General features: G+C 72.4%; 18 protein-coding genes and 6 tRNA genes. 15 read left to right on the plus strand and 9 right to left on the minus strand.

The window, feature by feature from the left end:
- Positions 1-100 precede the first annotated feature (100 nt).
- Genes ACH5HR_RS01925 through ACH5HR_RS01940 form a run of 4 tightly spaced genes read left to right on the plus strand, consistent with a single transcriptional unit; the run spans position 101 to position 3,892 of the window.
- Complete coding sequence (locus ACH5HR_RS01925) at positions 101-382, plus strand: Rv0250c family protein (protein WP_416475962.1); 282 nt, start codon at positions 101-103, stop codon at positions 380-382.
- A complete protein-coding gene (sdhC, locus tag ACH5HR_RS01930) occupies positions 379-1,200 on the plus strand; it encodes a succinate dehydrogenase subunit SdhC (protein WP_402371659.1) in 822 nt (273 codons plus the stop codon). The genes ACH5HR_RS01925 and sdhC overlap by 4 nt, the downstream gene beginning before the upstream one ends.
- Complete coding sequence (locus ACH5HR_RS01935) at positions 1,200-3,146, plus strand: fumarate reductase/succinate dehydrogenase flavoprotein subunit (RefSeq protein ID WP_416475964.1); 1,947 nt, start codon at positions 1,200-1,202, stop codon at positions 3,144-3,146. Before sdhC ends, ACH5HR_RS01935 begins: the two co-directional genes overlap by 1 nt.
- Positions 3,143-3,892, plus strand: a complete 750-nt coding sequence (locus ACH5HR_RS01940; protein WP_416475965.1) for a succinate dehydrogenase/fumarate reductase iron-sulfur subunit — start codon at positions 3,143-3,145, stop codon at positions 3,890-3,892. Before ACH5HR_RS01935 ends, ACH5HR_RS01940 begins: the two co-directional genes overlap by 4 nt.
- A 3-nt stretch (positions 3,893-3,895) precedes the next feature.
- Here ACH5HR_RS01940 and ACH5HR_RS01945 read toward each other — a convergent pair whose 3' ends face one another.
- The 4 genes from ACH5HR_RS01945 to ACH5HR_RS01960 all read right to left on the minus strand — a co-directional run bounded on the left by ACH5HR_RS01945 (position 3,896) and on the right by ACH5HR_RS01960 (position 7,324).
- The gene (locus tag ACH5HR_RS01945) at positions 3,896-4,906 is read right to left on the minus strand and encodes a DUF2804 domain-containing protein (RefSeq protein WP_416475966.1); all 1,011 of its coding nucleotides are present in this window, start codon (positions 4,904-4,906) and stop codon (positions 3,896-3,898) included.
- Positions 4,907-5,080: 174 nt separating this feature from the next.
- Positions 5,081-5,152 (minus strand) — tRNA-Val (locus tag ACH5HR_RS01950).
- A gap of 107 nt (positions 5,153-5,259) precedes the next feature.
- Entirely contained in the window at positions 5,260-6,126 is an 867-nt protein-coding gene (locus ACH5HR_RS01955) for an aminotransferase class IV (protein ID WP_402371654.1), read from the minus strand.
- A 43-nt stretch (positions 6,127-6,169) separates the two neighbouring features.
- On the minus strand, positions 6,170-7,324 hold the full coding sequence (locus tag ACH5HR_RS01960; protein WP_416475968.1) for a chorismate-binding protein: 1,155 nt from the start codon (positions 7,322-7,324) through the stop codon (positions 6,170-6,172).
- Between the two features lie 115 nt (positions 7,325-7,439).
- Between ACH5HR_RS01960 and ACH5HR_RS01965 the strand changes: the two genes are divergently transcribed.
- The 8 genes from ACH5HR_RS01965 to ACH5HR_RS02000 all read left to right on the plus strand — a co-directional run bounded on the left by ACH5HR_RS01965 (position 7,440) and on the right by ACH5HR_RS02000 (position 9,537).
- A tRNA-Gly gene (locus ACH5HR_RS01965) sits at positions 7,440-7,512 on the plus strand.
- A 59-nt stretch (positions 7,513-7,571) separates the two neighbouring features.
- Positions 7,572-7,642 (plus strand) — tRNA-Cys (locus ACH5HR_RS01970).
- Between the two features lies 1 nt (position 7,643).
- Positions 7,644-7,718, plus strand: a tRNA-Val gene (locus ACH5HR_RS01975).
- Positions 7,719-7,789: 71 nt separating this feature from the next.
- The gene (locus tag ACH5HR_RS01980) at positions 7,790-8,068 is read left to right on the plus strand and encodes a DUF2277 family protein (protein WP_402371652.1); all 279 of its coding nucleotides are present in this window, start codon (positions 7,790-7,792) and stop codon (positions 8,066-8,068) included.
- Positions 8,069-8,213: 145 nt separating this feature from the next.
- A tRNA-Gly gene (locus ACH5HR_RS01985) sits at positions 8,214-8,289 on the plus strand.
- Between the two features lies 1 nt (position 8,290).
- Positions 8,291-8,365, plus strand: a tRNA-Val gene (locus ACH5HR_RS01990).
- A gap of 112 nt (positions 8,366-8,477) precedes the next feature.
- On the plus strand, positions 8,478-9,233 hold the full coding sequence (locus ACH5HR_RS01995) for an HNH endonuclease family protein (protein WP_416475970.1): 756 nt from the start codon (positions 8,478-8,480) through the stop codon (positions 9,231-9,233).
- Positions 9,234-9,243: 10 nt separating this feature from the next.
- Positions 9,244-9,537 (plus strand): hypothetical protein, encoded by a 294-nt coding sequence (locus tag ACH5HR_RS02000; RefSeq protein WP_402371650.1) that lies wholly within the window; start codon positions 9,244-9,246, stop codon positions 9,535-9,537.
- Positions 9,538-9,545: 8 nt separating this feature from the next.
- Here ACH5HR_RS02000 and ACH5HR_RS02005 read toward each other — a convergent pair whose 3' ends face one another.
- Positions 9,546-9,779, minus strand: coding sequence for a hypothetical protein (locus ACH5HR_RS02005; protein ID WP_402371649.1), 234 nt, complete (start codon positions 9,777-9,779; stop codon positions 9,546-9,548).
- A 176-nt stretch (positions 9,780-9,955) separates the two neighbouring features.
- Between ACH5HR_RS02005 and ACH5HR_RS02010 the strand changes: the two genes are divergently transcribed.
- On the plus strand, positions 9,956-11,614 hold the full coding sequence (locus ACH5HR_RS02010) for an alpha-amylase family protein (RefSeq protein WP_416475973.1): 1,659 nt from the start codon (positions 9,956-9,958) through the stop codon (positions 11,612-11,614).
- 25 nt (positions 11,615-11,639) lie between these two features.
- Here the strand turns inward: ACH5HR_RS02010 and zapE are convergent, their stop codons facing one another.
- Entirely contained in the window at positions 11,640-12,746 is a 1,107-nt protein-coding gene (gene zapE, locus ACH5HR_RS02015) for a cell division protein ZapE (protein ID WP_416475975.1), read from the minus strand.
- Positions 12,747-12,784: 38 nt separating this feature from the next.
- Here zapE and ACH5HR_RS02020 point away from each other — a divergent pair, with 38 nt between their 5' ends.
- The gene (locus ACH5HR_RS02020) at positions 12,785-13,576 is read left to right on the plus strand and encodes a dihydrofolate reductase family protein (RefSeq protein WP_416475976.1); all 792 of its coding nucleotides are present in this window, start codon (positions 12,785-12,787) and stop codon (positions 13,574-13,576) included.
- A 40-nt stretch (positions 13,577-13,616) separates the two neighbouring features.
- Positions 13,617-14,108 carry a hypothetical protein gene (locus ACH5HR_RS02025; protein ID WP_416475978.1) on the plus strand — a complete coding sequence of 164 codons (492 nt, stop codon included), beginning with the start codon at positions 13,617-13,619 and terminating at the stop codon, positions 14,106-14,108.
- A 31-nt stretch (positions 14,109-14,139) separates the two neighbouring features.
- Here the strand turns inward: ACH5HR_RS02025 and cuyB are convergent, their stop codons facing one another.
- Genes cuyB through ACH5HR_RS02040 form a run of 3 tightly spaced genes read right to left on the minus strand, consistent with a single transcriptional unit; the run spans position 14,140 to position 17,494 of the window.
- Positions 14,140-14,874 carry a cysteate racemase gene (cuyB, locus tag ACH5HR_RS02030; protein WP_416475980.1) on the minus strand — a complete coding sequence of 245 codons (735 nt, stop codon included), beginning with the start codon at positions 14,872-14,874 and terminating at the stop codon, positions 14,140-14,142.
- Positions 14,871-16,160: a carboxylate--amine ligase gene (locus ACH5HR_RS02035; RefSeq protein ID WP_416475982.1), complete on the minus strand. Its 1,290-nt coding sequence runs from the start codon at positions 16,158-16,160 to the stop codon at positions 14,871-14,873. The genes cuyB and ACH5HR_RS02035 overlap by 4 nt, the downstream gene beginning before the upstream one ends.
- Complete coding sequence (locus ACH5HR_RS02040; RefSeq protein WP_402371640.1) at positions 16,157-17,494, minus strand: carboxylate--amine ligase; 1,338 nt, start codon at positions 17,492-17,494, stop codon at positions 16,157-16,159. The genes ACH5HR_RS02035 and ACH5HR_RS02040 overlap by 4 nt, the downstream gene beginning before the upstream one ends.
- Positions 17,495-17,500: the final 6 nt, after the last annotated feature.

Consider the following 17,500-nt stretch of genomic DNA (forward strand, 5'->3'; position numbering starts at 1 on the left):
CAGCGTCGCCGCGCGCCCCCTTGCCGGACCGCGCCGCAACCGGCACGCTGGTGTGACGTGCCTCACGACGACGTGGGGTGCCGCGCTGAGGAGGTGCCGGATGACGTCCACCGAGCTTGCCGCTCTCCGCCGTGCGATCGAGCAGCTCCGCCACACCGTCGCTGGGGTGCACCACGCCTTCGGTGACGTGCCCGCGGTGCGCCGGCTGCGCAACGACGTGGAGCGGTTGGAGATCGACGCCGGGGAGCTGGCATCCGCCCCGCCCCCGCGCGCGGACACCCTGACCGAGCACGTCGTCGTCCCGGACACTCCGCTGGACGAGTCGCTGTGGACCGGGGCCGACGACGAAGGGGTCGGCGGCTACCACGGCGACCGGCCGTGACGGCGACCGCCGGAGGGGTCGACGCCCCCGGGCGCGCCGAGGTCGGTGCGCGGACGCTGCGCACGGACCGGTGGTGGCTGGCTCCGGCGGCCACCGCCGTCGGCCTGCTGGCCTTCGTCGTGTACGGGGGCGTGCGGACGTTCCAGCAGCAGTACTTCTTCGCCGACGAGCGCTATCTCACGCCGTTCTACTCGCCGTGCGTGTCGCTCGGGTGCGCGTCGGAACCGGGAGCGGCGCACTTCGGGATGTTCCTGCCCGACCATCCCCTCATCCCCTACGCGGCCCTCAGCCTGCCGTTCCTGCTGGGTTTCCGGCTGACCTGCTACTACTACCGCAAGGCCTACTACCGGTCGTTCTGGCTCTCACCCCCGGCGTGCGCCGTGCCCGAGCCGCACGCGCAGTACTCGGGCGAGACCCGCTTCCCGCTGATCCTGCAGAACGTGCACCGGTACTTCTTCTACGTCGCCGTGCTGGTGTCGCTCGTCAACACCTACGACGCGCTCGTCGCGTTCCGGCATCCCACCGACGGGTTCGTGGTCGGCGTCGGCAACCTCGTGCTGCTGGTCAACGTCGCGCTGCTGTGGCTCTACACGGTGTCCTGCCACTCGTGCCGGCACGTGATGGGCGGGCGGCTCACGCACTTCTCGAAACACCCCGTGCGCTACCGGTTGTGGACCTGGATCTCGGTGCTCAACACCCGCCACATGCTGTTCGCGTGGGTGACGCTCGGCACGCTCGTGCTCACCGACCTGTACGTCGCGCTCGTCGCTGCCGGGACGATCACCGACTTCCGCATCCTCGGCGCCGGGGGCATGTGATGACCGAGACGGAACGCCACGACTACGACGTCCTCGTCATCGGGGCGGGCGGCGCCGGGCTGCGGGCCGCGATCGCGGCGCGGGAGCGCGGGATGCGCACCGCCGTCGTCTGCAAGTCCCTGTTCGGCAAGGCGCACACGGTCATGGCGGAGGGCGGGTGCGCCGCCGCCATGGGCAACGTCAACTCGAACGACTCGTGGCAGGTGCACTACCGCGACACGATGCGGGGCGGGAAGTTCCTCAACAGCTGGCGGATGGCGGAGCTGCACGCCCAGGAGGCGCCCGACCGCGTCTGGGAGCTCGAGACCTACGGCGCCCTGTTCGACCGCACGGACGACGGGCGGATCCACCAGCGCAACTTCGGCGGCCACACCTACCCCCGGCTCGCGCACGTCGGCGACCGGACGGGCCTGGAGCTGATCCGGAGCCTCCAGCAGCGCATCGTCGCGCTCCAGCAGGAGGACCACGCCGCCACCGGCGACTACGAGTCCCACCTGCGCGTCTTCGCCGAGTGCACGGTCACCGAGCTCCTGACCGACGACGACGCGATCGCGGGTGCGTTCGGCTACCGGCGGGAGTCGGGTCGGTTCATCGAGATCGCGGCGCCCGCGGTGGTCCTCGCGACCGGCGGGATCGGCAAGTCGTTCCAGGTGACGTCGAACTCGTGGGAGTACACCGGCGACGGGCACGCACTCGCTCTGCGCGCCGGAGCCAACCTCGTCGACATGGAGTTCGTCCAGTTCCACCCGACGGGGATGGTCTGGCCGCCCAGCGTCAAGGGCATCCTCGTCACCGAGGGCGTGCGCGGCGACGGCGGCGTGCTGAAGAACTCCGAGGGTGAGCGGTTCATGTTCCGCTACGTCCCGGAGGTGTTCACCGGCCAGTACGCCCAGAGCGAGGAGGAGGCCGACCGCTGGTACGAGGACCAGGAGAGCAACCGCCGCACCCCCGACCTTCTCCCCCGCGACGAGGTCGCGCGGGCCATCAACACGGAGGTCAAGGAGGGCCGGGGATCACCGCACGGCGGCGTCTACCTCGACATCGCGAGCCGCATGGAGTCCGAGGAGATCAAGCGCCGCCTGCCGTCGATGTACCACCAGTTCAAGGAGCTGGCCGACGTCGACATCACCGCCGAGGCGATGGAGGTCGGCCCTACCTGTCACTACGTGATGGGTGGGATCGAGGTCGACCCGGACACCGGGCGGTCCAGCGTGCCGGGGCTGTTCGCGGCCGGCGAGTGTGCCAGCGGCATGCACGGCTCGAACCGGCTGGGCGGCAACTCTTTGTCCGACCTGCTCGTCTTCGGCCGCAGGGCCGGTCTCGGCGCGGCCGACCACGTCGAGGCGCTCGACCGCCGGCCGGCGGTCGACGAGCAGGCGGTGGGCATGGCCGCCGCGAGGGCGCTCGAGCCGTTCGACGCGCCGCCCGGCACCACCGCCGAGAACCCCTACACCCTGCACACCGACCTGCAGCAGACGATGAACGACCTCGTGGGCATCATCCGCACGGACGCCGAGATGGTCTCGGCGCTCGAGCGCCTCGACGAGCTCCGCGACCGGGTGCGCGACGTCGTCGTCGAGGGCCACCGCCAGTACAACCCGGGCTGGCACCTCGCGTTGGACCTGCGGAACATGCTTCTGGTGGGCGAGGCCGTGGCGACGTCGGCCCTCCTGCGCACGGAGAGCCGCGGCGGTCACACCCGCGACGACTACCCCGACCTGGACCCCGCCTGGCGCCGCCGCGTCCTGGTGACCCATCTGCGCGACGACGCCGACGGCGGGACGCGCGGTCCGGTGGTGCCGCGCCTCGTGGTCGAGCCCGCCGAGCGAGCGGCGATGCGCGACGACCTCCTCGCACTCTTCGAGCTCGCGGAGCTCGAGAAGTACTACACGGCGGACGAGCTGGCGACGCATCCCGAGCGCTCGGGTGAGAGGGGCACGGCATGACGTACACGGGCCGGTTCCGCGTCTGGCGCGGAGACGCCGAGGGCGGCGCGCTGCACGACTACGAGGTGGAGGTCAACGAGGGTGAGGTGGTCCTCGACGTCCTGCACCGGCTGCAGGCGACGCAGACGCCGGATCTCGCGGTGCGCTGGAACTGCAAGGCGGGCAAGTGCGGGTCGTGCTCCGCGGAGATCGACGGCCGCCCTCGGCTGCTCTGCATGACGCGGATGTCCGTGTTCGCCCCGGACGACGTCGTGACGGTGACCCCGATGCGGACGTTCCCCGTCCTGCGGGACCTCGTGACGGACGTCTCGTTCAACTACGCGAAGGCTCGTGAGGTCCCGTCGTTCAGCCCGCCGGCCGATCTTGCACCCGGCGAGTACCGCATGCAGCAGGTCGACGTCGAGCGGTCCCAGGAGTTCCGCAAGTGCATCGAATGCTTCCTGTGCCAGGACGTGTGCCACGTGGTGCGCGACCACGAGGAGAACAAGGAGGCGTTCTCCGGGCCCCGGTTCCTGATCCGCATCGCCGAGCTGGAGATGCACCCGCTCGACGTCGCGGACCGCGTGGACGCCGCCCAGGACGAGCACGGCCTCGGCCGGTGCAACATCACCAAGTGCTGCACCGAGGTGTGCCCCGAGGGCATCAAGATCACCGACAACGCGCTCATCCCCATGAAGGAGCGCGTCGCAGGTCGCCGGTACGACCCGCTCGTCTGGCTGGGTCGGACGATCTCGCGCCGCCGCTGAGGGTCACCAGCGGTTGTGGACCTCCTCGGCCCAGCCGACGAGGCCGGAGAACTCGACCGGTTCGCCGCCGCCCGGAGGCGTGAACGTCCCCGACCAACGGCCGAAGCACTGGTCGGTGACGGAGGACACCACGGCGAGGTTCGTCCGCGACACCTTGTCGTAGAACGGCTCGAACGTCGCGTCGAGCCCGCCGCCCGTCACCCGCCACGGACGGCGCCAGTCCGCGACGTCGTAGTCCCACGTGAGCTCGGCGGGGATGAAGTGCAGCCGCCCGTCGACGACGACGGCGTTCTCGGTGGACCCCGTCCCGGCCGTCCATCGTCCACCGACCTGGATCCCGACCGTCCGCCCGCCGGAGCGCCCGGCCCCTGCACCCCAGTTCCAGCTGACGTCGTACGGCCACCGTCCGCGCCCGTGGTCGAGCACCGCCCACGACTCACCGTCGACCAACTCGTGGGTCTCGCCCGCCGTCGTGACCGTCCCCCGCGCCGGCCGCGCGACGTCCTTGACGGTGTACTGGAAGCGGGTGTCGCTCCACGGCACCACCACCGCGAGCCGCTCGTGGCCGTCGGGCAGCTCGGCGACGACGTCGAACGATGCGTCGCCGGTCCGCGCACGCAGCCGGGTGCCGCCCGGCACCTCGTGGAAGGCGATGTCCAGACCTCGTGCGCGAGCACGGACGGGGCCGGCACCGAACGTCCCCGGCAGACGGACCCCTCGCGGCGGGACGACCGTCACGGCAGCGCCGTAGGTCTCTTCCGTCGCACGGTCGAGCACCCACACCTCGTGCACGGCCGCGTAATCGATCGAAGACACCGTGGCGGCCAGGACGTGCGTCGGGGTGACGACGCCCCAGTACTCCCACCTCTTGTTGCGGCCGAGGAACCGCCGCCCGTCGCGGGCGATGCCGTCGGTGTCAACCAGCGGACGGCGTGCCCATCCGACCGCGCGACGGTCCAGCCGCCCGTCGGGCCGGGTCAGGGAGGTGCGCGCGGTGAGCTCGGGGAGCGTCATGACGCCCGATCATAGGCTGCGGCGGGCCGCCTGCAGGAGACTTGCAGAAGGCCCGCCCCCCGCCTGACCCCCCGGCCCGGGGCCGAGGCAACCGGCGGCGGCGGGCGGCTTGCTGTTGCGTTGCAGAAGGCCCTCGACCGGAGTCTCCGCCGGTCGAGGGCCTTCTGCACAGGGTGGGCGATACTGGGTTCGAACCAGTGACCTCTTCGGTGTGAACGAAGCGCGCTACCACTGCGCCAATCGCCCGAGTGCGAGGTCGATAGTAGTCACAGATCGGGCGCTGGTCCAAACCGGGACGGTGCGGCGTGGCCCACAGGCCGGGCGGCGTCGCCCCAGGTGAGATCGGGCGCGGGTCAGGGGTCGACGCGCTCGCGGCAGAGCTCCTCGAACAGCACGCGCGCCTCCGCCGAGACCTCCCCCACCGCGACCTCGACCCCGTCGAGCCAGGTCACCGGCTGGATGTTGCGTCCCGAGGACGTCAGCACGAGCTGCACGTCACCGGAGTCGACCTCGTCAAGGACCGCAAAGGGTAGTTCCCCCGCACGGGCTTCGCGCACGGGGAGCCCGTTCTCGGCGCCCCACTCGAGCAGCAGCTGCCGAGTGATGCCGGCCAGTGCCCCGGACTCGAGCAGCGGGGTCACGAGCTCTCCGCCCCGTTCGACGAACACGTTGGAGCCCGTCCCCTCGCAGAGGTCCCCCACGGTGTTGGGCAGGATGGTCTCGTCCGCGCCCTGCGCCTTGGCGTGGGCGAGGGCCACGACGTTCTCGGCGTACGACGTCGTCTTGAGTCCGGCGATCGCTGAGCGCTCGTTGCGCGGCCACGGAGAGCGCACCGAGCGCGACTCCGGTGCCATGACCGATTCCTGCGCGGCGACGACCACGGTCTGCGCGCCCTCCACACGGTTCGAGCCGAGCGGTCCCACGCCGGCCGTGACGGTGATGCGCAACCGGCCGTCGAACGCCCCGCCCGACCGCACCGCCTCCTGCAGGACGGCCGCGACGCCGTCGCGCACCTTCTGCTCGTCGGGCACTTCCAGACCCAGCCCGGCGGCGGACCGCGCGAGCCGTGCCAGATGCCGCGTGAGCGCGAACGCCCGCCCGTCGAGCACCGTGCACGTCTCGAAGACGCCGTCACCCACCGTGATGCCGTGGTCGACCGCGCTCATCGCGGCCTCCCCCGCACCGACCAACCGGCCTTCGGCCCAGATCACCAGACTCATAGGGTCAGTCTGCCCGACGACGGCGGTAGACCAGGTGCGTCCGTCACCGCGGGCAGTGTCGCCCCGACCGCCAGAGGTTGCTCTCGGGGGCGGTGACCGTCGTCGAGGCGAGCCCGACGAGGCGCTCCGCCTTGAGCTCGGTCTCGCGCCACTCGGCCACCGGGTCCGAGTCCCACGTGATCCCGGCGCCCGTACCGAACCGCAGGACGCCGTCGTCGCGCGGGCCACGCTCCCACCAGAAGGTACGGATGCCGACGGCGAGCTCTGCGCAGTCGCCGTCCACCCAGCCGACCGCGCCGCAGTACGGCCCCCGAGGCGCCGTCTCGAGCTCGTCGATGATCCGCAGCGCCGAAGACTTGGGAGCCCCGGAGACGGACCCTGGCGGGAAGGTGGCTCCCAGCACCTGGCCCCACCGGTCCTCCGCCGCCGCGACCTCGGGGGCCAGGGCGCCGCGGACCCGCGAGACGAGGTGCACGAGCCCGGGGTGCTCCTCCAGGCCCAGCAGGTCGGTGACGGCCACGGTTCCCGGCGTGCACACCCGTTGCAGGTCGTTGCGCACCAGGTCGGTGATCATCACGTTCTCGGCCCGGTCCTTGTCCGTAAGCCCGGCCGCTGTGCGGGCGGTGCCCTTGATCGGACCGGACGCGAGCGCTCCGCCGTCCAGGGACAGGTACAGCTCGGGCGAGGCCGAGACGACCCACACCGGTTCGACGCCGGAGCTCGCCGGCACGTGGACGCCCGCACCGTACGGTGCAGGGTTCCCGGCGGCGAGCCGGGCCGCGAGTGCCGCAGCGTCCGGCTCGACCGGTGTGCCGCCGTCGTGCACCAGCGGGAGCGGCGCCTGGAGCACCCGGCACACGTTGACCTGGTAGACGGTCCCCTCGCGGACGTGGTCGTGGACGCGACGCACGGTGGCCTGGTAGGCGTCCCGGTCCAGGGAGCTGCGCCAGCTCGTCGGCTCCGGGCCACGCCATGCGGTGCCCGACGGCGCGAGGTCGCCGGGCGGGACGCCGTCGGACACGTGGGCGAACCGCCAGGCCCGCGCGCGGCCGCCGCGCCCGAACGCCTCGAAGTCGACCACGACGAACCACGGCCCGGTCTCCGCGAGGCGGTGCGGCTCCTGGTCGAGGTCGACGCACTCGACGACGTCGCTGGCGAGGCGGCCGGCGAAGGAGGCCCAGGATCTCTGTTCGTCCACGCAGCGAACGCTATGCCAGGCACGCCCCGCGGGACGATTGGACGGAATCGGGCTAGGTCAACTAATGTTTCCCTCGCGCCGGAACGCCGGGGAGCGATCCCCTCCGTCCGGTCGTGCGGATGTAGCTCAGTTGGTAGAGCACCACCTTGCCAAGGTGGATGTCGCGGGTCCGAGTCCCGTCATCCGCTCGGAGGCCCACTCCCTGCCTCCTCGGCGACGAGGTAGCGGGAGAGCACGCTTTCTCAATGGTGGGTTGGCCGAGAGGCGAGGCAGCGGCCTGCAAAGCCGTATACACGGGTTCGAATCCCGTACCCACCTCGGGCGATTGGCGCAGCGGTAGCGCGCTTCCCTGACACGGAAGAGGTCACTGGTTCGATCCCAGTATCGCCCACCACCCACGAAGGCCCCGGACATCCGTCCGGGGCCTTCGTGCATCCTGAGCCCGCCCGGCGTAACGTCACGAGCATGTGCCGGAACATCACCACCCTGCGAGGCCTCGAGCCTGCGGCCACGGCCGAGGAGATCGAGGCCGCTGCTGCCCAGTTCGTCCGCAAGGTGACTGGCGTCGCGTCGAACGCGGCCCCGGCGTCGCGCGAGCCCTGCGAGGCCGCCGCCGCCGAGATCACCCAGATCGTCACCCGTCTGCTCGGCGAGCTGCCTGCCCGCCGGCAGCCACCGCAGACCGTCCCGCCCCTGCGGCGCCCGGAGGTGCAGGCGCGCCTCGCAGCGCAGCAGCCGGCCTGATCCGCACCCCGCGCCCGGCGATGGCCCCGGCCTGCCGAGGCGCAGGTCACACCCGTGGCGATTGGACCAGCACCCGAGGGTTCCAGTAATGTTCCTCAGGCGCCGGAACACCGGGGAGCGATCCCTGGAACACCTGTCCGGCCATGCGGATGTAGCTCAGTTGGTAGAGCACCACCTTGCCAAGGTGGATGTCGCGGGTCCGAGTCCCGTCATCCGCTCCACGGGCGATTGGCGCAGCGGGAGCGCGCTTCCCTGACACGGAAGAGGTCACTGGTTCGATCCCAGTATCGCCCACCACCCACGAAGGCCCCGGACATCCGTCCGGGGCCTTCGTCCGTCTCAGGTGGTGTCGACGACGCCCACGTGGCGGTGTGCCAGAATGCGGACGAACCTCGCGAAGGAGACGCCCGTGACCCGCTCGTCCTCGGACCGCCCGGCCCGTACCCGCCGCCGTCTCGTGCGCCTGGCGATCGTCGCCGTCGTGCTCCTCGTGACCGGGGTGTTCACGCTCGACGGCCTCGCACGCAGCACCGAGGGCACGCTGTCCTCCTTCCTGGCGGGCGTCACCGCACCGGAGGCCTCCCCCGGGTCCGCCCTGGCCGCGGTGGACGACCTCGCGGTCAAGGGCCGCGCGCCGAAGACCGGTTACGACCGCGACGAGTTCGGCCCCGCCTGGGCCGACGTCGACCGCAACGGGTGCGACACCCGCAACGACATCCTCGCGCGGGACCTCACCGAGGTGACCTACGAGGAGGGCACCCACGAGTGCATCGTCCTCACCGGCGACCTGGCTGACCCGTTCACGGGCGAGGCGATCGCCTTCCAGCGCGGGCAGAAGACGTCGACTGCCGTCCAGATCGACCACGTCGTCGCCCTCTCGGACGCTTGGCAGAAGGGCGCCCAGGCGCTGGGCGAGGACGAGCGCCGTGAGCTGGCGAACGACCCGCTGAACCTGCTCGCCGTCGACGGCCCGTCCAACGGCGCCAAGGGTGACGGCGACACCGCGAGCTGGCTGCCGCCGAACACGTCCTACCGTTGCGAGTACGTCGCGCGCCAGGTCGCGGTGAAGCTGCGCTACGAGCTGTGGGTCACCACCGCAGAGCAGGCGGCCATGACCGACGTCCTGTCGACCTGCCCGGACGAGACGCTGCCGACCGCCGGGTAGGCTCACCGCCGTGGACACCGAGCGCAGCGCCGAGAGCCCGTCGGCAGTCTCCGCAGCCATGCACCGCGCGAAGGTGCACGCCCGCGCCTCGCACGTGACGGTGGGCCAGGCGCGTCACCACGACGACGGGACCGTGGAGATCGACTGCTCGTGCGGCATGGTGCTGTGCAACGGCCCTCAGTGGTCGCTGGACGAGCACATCCGTCTGCACCGGGCCGAGGCGCGCTACCTGGCCGTCAGCGAGGTGGCCCCGGCGGGCATGCCCCGGCTCATCGCCGTCGGTGCGGACCGCCGGCCGCGCTGAGCGCTCGCTCAGAGCTCCTCGGGGTCGTCCCAGGAATGTCCGCTCGAGGCATCCTCGTGCAGATGCCGTTCCGCCTCGGACAGCGAGTGCGGCGCCTTGCTGGCGTCTCCGCCCGACCGAGGGTCGCCGTGCGGATCGGTGTGCGACCGGCGTCGGGGCGCGATCCGTGCCTGTGACGCGATCGACTCGTCGAGGAGGTGCCGGGCCCGGTCGGGGCTGCCCTCCGGGTGCTCTGTGCTCATTCACCAGGTCTACCAGCGGCTGGCTCCGTTCGCTGACGCTTGGCACACTTTTTTGGTCGAATTGCGAGTCCTGCACCGCACCGGCCCGCGACGTTCACCGGGCCGGCCCGAACCCAGCCCGACGCGCCCGCAGCCGGGTTCCGTGGAGCGACACGGACCGGGCTATGGTGTCGGGCGTGACCGCAGCCGATCCCACCGACGAGGCAGCGTTCGCCCCCGGCACCCGCGCACCGCAGCCACGGACCAGGGAACGCTGGCCCGGACGCAGGCCGTTCGTCTGGGCGCCTCGCGCACGCACCGTCGAGGTGCTCCTCCCCCAGGCGCACGGCCACGCCGAGCGCCGTCCCATGCGCCTCGTCGGCGCGCACGAGCCCGGCTACTGGCGCGCGGACGACGAGCTGGCGCACGGGACGGACTACGCCTTCTCGATCGACGGCGGGCCGGCCCTCCCCGACCCCTGCAGCACCCTCCTGCCGCACGGCCTGCACGGACCGAGCCGCGTGCTGGACGAGACGTTCGCGTGGCAGGACGACGCGTGGCGCGGCGTCGACCTCCGGCGCGGGGTGCTGCTGCACCTCGACATCGCCTCCGTCACCGCTGAGGGCACGCTCGACGGCGCGGCGGCGCTGCTGCCCGCCATCGCAGCCCTCGGTGTCGACGGCGTCGAGCTCTCCCCGCTCACCGCCTTCGACCCTCGGACCGGTCCCGAGGCGGGGGTCCGCCTGTTCGCCGTGCACGAGCCCTACGGTGGCCCCCGTGCGCTGCAGCGATTCGTCGACACCGCGCACCGTGCCGGCCTGGCCGTGGTGCTCGACCTGCCGCACCGCTGGTCGGTCGCCGACGCGCTGGGCCTGCACGCGTTCGGCCCCTACGCGACCGGTGCGCGCATGGGGCCCCGCGGCGGCTCTGCACCCGCCCGCGACACCCCCCGCATCAACCTCGACGGGTCGGGCAGCCGGGGCTCCCGAGACTTCCTGATCGCCGACGCCCGGCGATGGCTCGAGGAATACCACGTCGACGGCCTGCTGCTCGACGTGGAGGCCCTCGTCGACCGTTCCGCGATGCCGTTCCTGAGCGAGCTCGCCGACGCCGTCCAGGCCGTCGCCGCGCAGTCCGGCCGGCCCCGGACGCTCTTCATGGACGGCCCCGGACGCAGCGACCGGCTCACCACCATCATCGAACACATCCTGTCGGGCGCGGGCGGGTCGGCGCCGCTGGCCGCCCTGAGCGACCTCGCCGAGGCGACGTTCCCGCCGGGTTCCACGGTCGCCCGGCCCCCGTCGACCTTCCGCCGCGCCCAGCGGGCGGCCGCACGGTCAGCCTCCGTGCTGGTCGGCGACCTCACCCGGCTCCCCGCGGCCGCGCGCGCGGTGCCCTGGCCCGACCCCCGAGCTGCGCTACCGCCCGCGGACCCCGACGACCAGGCCGCGCTGCTCGCGTTCGCCGCCCTCGCCGGCACCGGCCTCGTCCTCGACACCGAGCACGTCCCGGTACGACACCACGAACCCGACGACCAACGGCTCGTGAGCTGGACCCGGCGACTCCTGACGCTGCGCCCCTCGTCGCTCGCCGACCTCGCCGAGGAGGTCCGCCCGAGCCCCGCGCCCGGCGTGCTCGTCGTGCGACGCGGCCGCAGCGCACTCGTCCTCGTCACCGCACGCGAGCCCGTGGAGGTCGACCTCGAGCGACACCTCGACGAGCCCGCCGGCACCTGGCGGGTCGCCGCGTCCTGGGACCCCGACGGGACCCACCTGCTCGCCGGCACCCTGCAGGTCCCCGGCCGCACCGTCGTCGTCCTGCGCGCCGACCTCGAGCCTGCCGCCGAGGTGGACTGACCCGCCGACCTCGGCGGCGGCCGACTCATGCGTCGGCCAGGCGGCGACCCTCCTGCGCCAGCGCCCCGAGGCGGGACAGGGCGCGGAAGTACTTCTTGCGATAACCGCCGTCGAGCATCTCGTCGGTGAACAGTGCCCGCTGGGTGGCGCCGTCGACACCCGCCAGCAGCACCGGCACGTCCCGGTCGTAGAGTCGGTCGACCAGCACGACGAGCCGCAGGGCGACCTCCTGGCGCGTGACCGCCCGCACACCCGTCAGCGCCACGAGCTCCACCCCGTCGAGCAGCGCGCCGTACCGGCTGGGGTGCACCGTGGCCAGGTGTGCGAGCAGGTCGTCGAAGTCGTCCAGCACCGCACCCGGCCGCGTCCGCGCCGTGGACCGCACGGACTCCTCCGGCAAGGGGTCCGCGTCCGTGACCACCGAGCGGTGGCGGTAGTCCTCCCCGTCGACCCTGAGCACCTCGAAGCGCCCGGCGAGCGCCTGGATCTCCCGCAGGAAGTCCTCCGCCGCGAACCGCCCCTCCCCGAGCGCGTCCGGCAGCGTGTTCGACGTCGCGGCGAGCGCCACACCACGGTCGGCGAGCTCACGCAGCAAGCGCGACATCAGGACGGTGTCGCCCGGGTCGTCCAGCTCGAACTCGTCGATGCAGACCAGCCGCCGCGTCGCAAGCGCGTCGACGGTCGGCAGGAAGCCCAGCGCGCCGACCAGGTTGGTGTACTCCACGAACGTGCCGTAGGCCGCGCTGCCCTCACCGACCGCCTCGGTCACGGCGTGGGCCAGCGAGGTCAGCAGGTGGGTCTTGCCGACCCCGAACCCGCCGTCCATGTACACGGCGGGCGCCGCGCGCCGTCGGCCCAGCAGCGCCCGCAGACCGGTGGGCGCCGGTGCCGCGATCTCTGCGGCGACCTGCTCGAGCCGCGTGAGCGTGGCACCCTGGCTCGGGTGCCGCGGGTTCGCCCGGTAGGTGGCGAAGCGCGCGTCGTCGAAGTGTCGCGGCGGGACGAGGTCGGCCAGGAGACGCTGCGGGGACACCGTGGGGCGCACCGACACCAGGGAGCCGTACTCGTCCACGGTCGTGCGGGACGGGGCTCGAGAAGCGGCTCGGGAGGCCGAGGACTGGGCTGCGGTCACGATCCTCCAGCGTACGTGCGCGGCGTACGCTGGCCGCTGTGAGTTCTGACACCACGCCGTTGCGCGTCCTCGTGCCGACCCTCGAGGACCTGCCCCCCGACCCGCAGGAGCAGCGGCTGGCCGCGCTCTACGGGCTGCCCGAGCACCCGCACGTGCGCGTGAACATGGTCTCCAGCGTGGACGGCGGCGCCTGGGGCGACGACGGCCGCTCGGGCTCCATCAACGACGCCGCGGACTGGCGGCTCTTCCGGGTCCTGCGCGCGCTGGCCGACGTCGTCCTGGTGGGAGCGGGCACCGCGCGGGCCGAGTCCTACACCGCGCTCGACCGCCCTCGCGGGCTGGAGCACCTCTCCCCCGGCCCGCTCGAGCTCGCGCTCGTGACGCGCAGCGGTCGGGTGCCGGCCGGCGCCCTCGACGGCCCGCGGCTCCCCTGGGTGGTCACGGGTGCGGCGGGCGCCGCGACGGCGTCCGCGGCGGTCGGTGACGACCGCGTGGTCGTGGTCCCCGACGACGACGGCGCGATCGACCTGGAGGCCGGCCTCGCCACGCTCGCAGCCCACGGGCTGGGGCGCGTGCTGTGCGAGGGCGGCCCGCGTCTGCTGGGCTCGATGCTCACCGCGGGCCTGGTCGACGAGCTGTGCGTCACCACCACGCCGCATCTCGTCGGCGCCGGACCCGGCCGGATCGTCGCCGGCCCGCCCACCGCGGACCCGGCTCTCGCCTCCGAGCGCGTGCCGGCCGACCAGCTCCGGCCGGCGCGGCTCGACCGTCTTCTCGTGGCGCCGTCGGGCACGCTCCTGGCGACCTGGGACCTGCGCCGTCGCACGTAGGCGCTGGGCACCGGCGCCCGGGGTGCCGTAGGTTGCTGGCATGCCTGACGCACCCTGGTCCATCGTGGTCCTCACCGAAGACGCGCTGACGTCGGCCGACGTCGCGCACATCACCTCGCTGCACGGCGACGACGAGGTCGCCTATCGCGTGCTGGTCCCCGCGGACACCGAGCACAACGTCGTGGCATCCTTCCTCGACCATCTCGGGATGCTCGAGCTGCGCGAGGCGTGGGACGACCTGACCGGCCGCGAGCCCGACCCCCAGCAGGCGACGTCCACGGCCTCGGAGCAGGTCGTGGAGTCCGTCGAGCTGCTGCGCGCGACGGGCGCGACGGCGCAGGGCGAGGTCACCGAGGACGACCCGCTGCCGACCCTGCGGGCCGCCGTCGAGGCCGGTGCCCAGGAGGTCGTCGTCGTGACCTACCCCCACGCCGTGGCGGACACGTTCCACACCGACTGGGCCTCCAAGGCTCGCGACGAGCTGCACGTGCCGGTGCTCCACCTCTACGCGGGCACGTCCGAGCTGGGCTGACCGAGCTGGGCTGACCGAGCTGGGCTCCCGTTCAGCGCACCCGGTGACCGGCCCGGGTGATCGTCGCGCGCACGAGCTCGTCCATCGAGTCCAGGAACGGCGGTTCGTCGAGCAGCCCGTGGTCCACCGCGGCGACCGACAGCTCGGTGCAGCCGAGGACCACGACGCCGGCACCGCGACGGACCAACCCTGCCGCGACGGCGCGGAGCTCGTCCGGGTCGGCAGGGTGCCCGGCCTTCACCTGGTCGTAGATGACCGCGTTGACCCGCGCCTGGTCGGCCTCGTCCGGCGTCACGACCTCGATGCCGTGCACGGCGAACGCGTCGTCGTAGACGCCGGAGGCTACCGTCCCGGCCGTGGCCAGCAGACCGACCTTCGTCAGCCCGGGGGCCCGTCGCCGCGCCGCCGCGACCGTGACGTCCACGATGGAGACGAACGGCACGGTGATCGCGTCGAGCACCTGCTGGGTGAAGTAGTGCGCGGTGTTGCACGGCATCACCAGGAAGCTCACGCCGAACCGCTCGAGGCGGCGCGCGTCGCGAGCCAGGACCGGGCCCGGGTCGAGCGTTGAGCGCCCGACCACGAAGTCCGTGCGGTCCGGCACCGTGGCGTGGTTGAGCACGACGAGGTCGACGTGCTCCTGGTCCCGCTCAGCCTGGGTGAGCTGGACGACGCGCTGCAGGAAGTACGCCGTGGCGAGCGGACCGACGCCGCCGATCACACCGACCGGCGGCGTCTCGTCGTGCGGGGCAGGCCCGTCGGTCACGCCGCGCCCTTCCACGCCAGCCGTCGTGCCTCGGCCAGCGGGTAGTGGCGGGCGTACTTGCGCCACTGGTTGAGCTGGGCGATGCACAGGTAGGCGATACGGCGCGGGTCCGTCTCGGCCCGGTACCACAGCGGGTTGGTGGACCGGCCCCGCCGCGCGAGCTGCCGTGCCTCGGCCCGCACACCGGGGTCGAGCACGTAGCGCCGCAGCAGCGGTCCCGGCAGCACGGTGTACAGGCTCCGCGCCTCGAGCTCGCCCGTCGCCGAGAGCGGCACGTCCGGACCGAGCACGGAGCGCGGGTCGGGGTCGAGCCCGCGCACGTGCTCGTGGACGGAGAACTTCACCGCGTGCGCCCCGGCGGCGGCGATGTAGAAGTTCGACCGGCCGAGGCGGGGGTTGAGCTCGAAGAAGACGTACCGACCGTCACGCGGGTCGTACTTCAGGTCGAAGTTGGCGAACCCGGTCCAGCCCACGTGCTCCAGCAGCCGCGTCGCCTGCTCGACGACGTCACGCTGGGTCTGGGTGATGATCCCGGCAGGGTTGCCGAGCGCTCCCGGGGTGTGCTCCTCGAGCAGCACGTGCCCGAACGCCGAGAACCGCACCTTGCCGCTCGCGTCGGAGTAGCAGGTGAGGATCCGCATGCCCGAGTCGTCACCGGGGATGTAGTCCTGGATGACGAACGACCCCGCGTAGCCGGCAGCGCCCACGCGGGCGAGCAGCTCGACCAGCTCGTCGCGGGAGTCGACGAGGAAGACCTTCTTCTTCCCCACGAACTCCACGTCGTGGTAGGCGGCCGTGCTGGCGGCCTTCGCGATGACCGGGAAGGTCAGGCCGGAGGTGTCGGGCTCGGCCCCGTCGGCCCCGCCGATCTTGTGGATGACCGTGGTCGGGTGGGCGATGCCGAGCTCGGCGCACAGGTCGCCGAAGCCTTCCTTGTCGGTGAGCCGCAGCAGCAGCTCTTCCCCGACGTACGGCACCGTGTAACGGTCCTCCAGCCGGTCGCGGTTCTCCACCAGGGTGCGCACGAGCCAGTCCGCCGAGCCCATCACGACGAGGTCGGCGTCGGTGTGCTCGTCGGCGATCGCCCGCAGCCGGGCCACGATCGCGTCCGGGTCGTCGATGCGGGGCTCGGCGACGTGGTGCAGGATCCGCGAGTAGCGCACAAGCCCGGTGGACATCCCCGAGACGACGACGGGCTTGACGCCGTAGGCCTCGTGGAACGTGCGGGCCAGGGAGTACGCCCCGATGTCGCCGCCCAGGACGACGGGCTGCAGCCGGCGGTTCATCGGTTCCTCCGTCCACCGGTGGGCCGTGCGGCCGCGGCCCGCTGAGCGGCCGCGTAGTTGGCCTTCAACGCGCTCGTCGGGTAGTACCGCCGGTACTTGCGCACGTGGTTGACCAACGCCGTGAGGATGTACAGCCGGCGTCGCGGGCTCGCGTCGGCCGGGTACCGCAGCGGGTGCACGGTCCGGCCGGTGCGCATGAGGCCCACGACGCGGGCGCGCAGCCCGTCGTCGAGCACGTAGCGGCGCAGCATCCGGTGCGGCACGACGGCGTAGAGCACCTCGCGCTGGGCGGTCACACGCTCCCGACGCTGCCGGTGGATCACGTCGTCGACCAGCACCTCGGTCGGGTTCTGGCCGCCCGCGGTGACGTAGTAGTTGTTCCGCCCGATGCGGGGGTTCTGCTCGAAGAACTTGAAGACGCCGTCGCGCGGGTCGAGCTTGACGTCGAAGTTCGCGAAGCCACGCCACCCCGTGTGCTCGCAGATGCGCTGCGCCGCGTCGAGGATCTCGTCGATCGGCTCGACGATCATGGCCGACGGGTTCCCGCGTGCCGCAGGCGTCCGCTCCTCGAGCAGCACCTGCGCGGAGCAGCGCAGCGTGACCCGGCCGGACGTGTCGGAGTAGGTGGTGACGGACCGCATCTGGGTGTCGTCGCCCGGGATCATCTCCTGGACCAGGAAACGTCCGCGGAAGCCTGCCCCGCGCAACGCCGTCCAGAGCTCCTCGAGCTCACCGGGCGAGGCGATCTCGTAGATCTTCTTCTTCCCGGGGAACCGCGCCTCGTGGTAGTCGGCGCTGGATGCCGGCTTGGCGATCACGGGGTAGTCGAACGCGACCGGCTCGGGACGCCAGGCGTCATCGGCGGCCGTGGCGAAGTCCTGGATCACGGTGGCGGGCGTCGGGATGCCGAGCTCGGTGCACACCGCGGAGAACTCGGCCTTGTCGCAGATCCGGTCGATGAGGTCGACGTCGGCGTAGGGAAGGACGTACCCGGCGGTCTCGAGGACCGTGCGGTGATGGGCGAGGATCCGCACCACCCAGTCCATGTTGGACTGCAGCAGCAACGGCTCACGATGGCCGGCGGCCCGCCGGTCGGTCGCCACGCGCTCGAGGGTCGCGACGATCTCGTCCGGCGCGGTGCCGGACAGCACCGTGTCGATGAGCTGCGAGTGCGCGATGGGGCCGGGCTCGGCGAACGCGACCACCGTGGTGCGCAGCCCGAACTGCTCGTGGAAGGAACGGGTCAGGCCGTACACGCCGATGTCCGACCCGACGATCACGGGATGGAACCCGGGGCCCGCGACGGCCCCGGGTCCCGCGAGGGAGCTGGTCACGAGGGT

Source organism: Isoptericola maris (genome assembly GCF_048065335.1).
GTDB classification, from domain to species: Bacteria; Actinomycetota; Actinomycetes; order Actinomycetales; family Cellulomonadaceae; genus Isoptericola; species Isoptericola rhizosphaerae.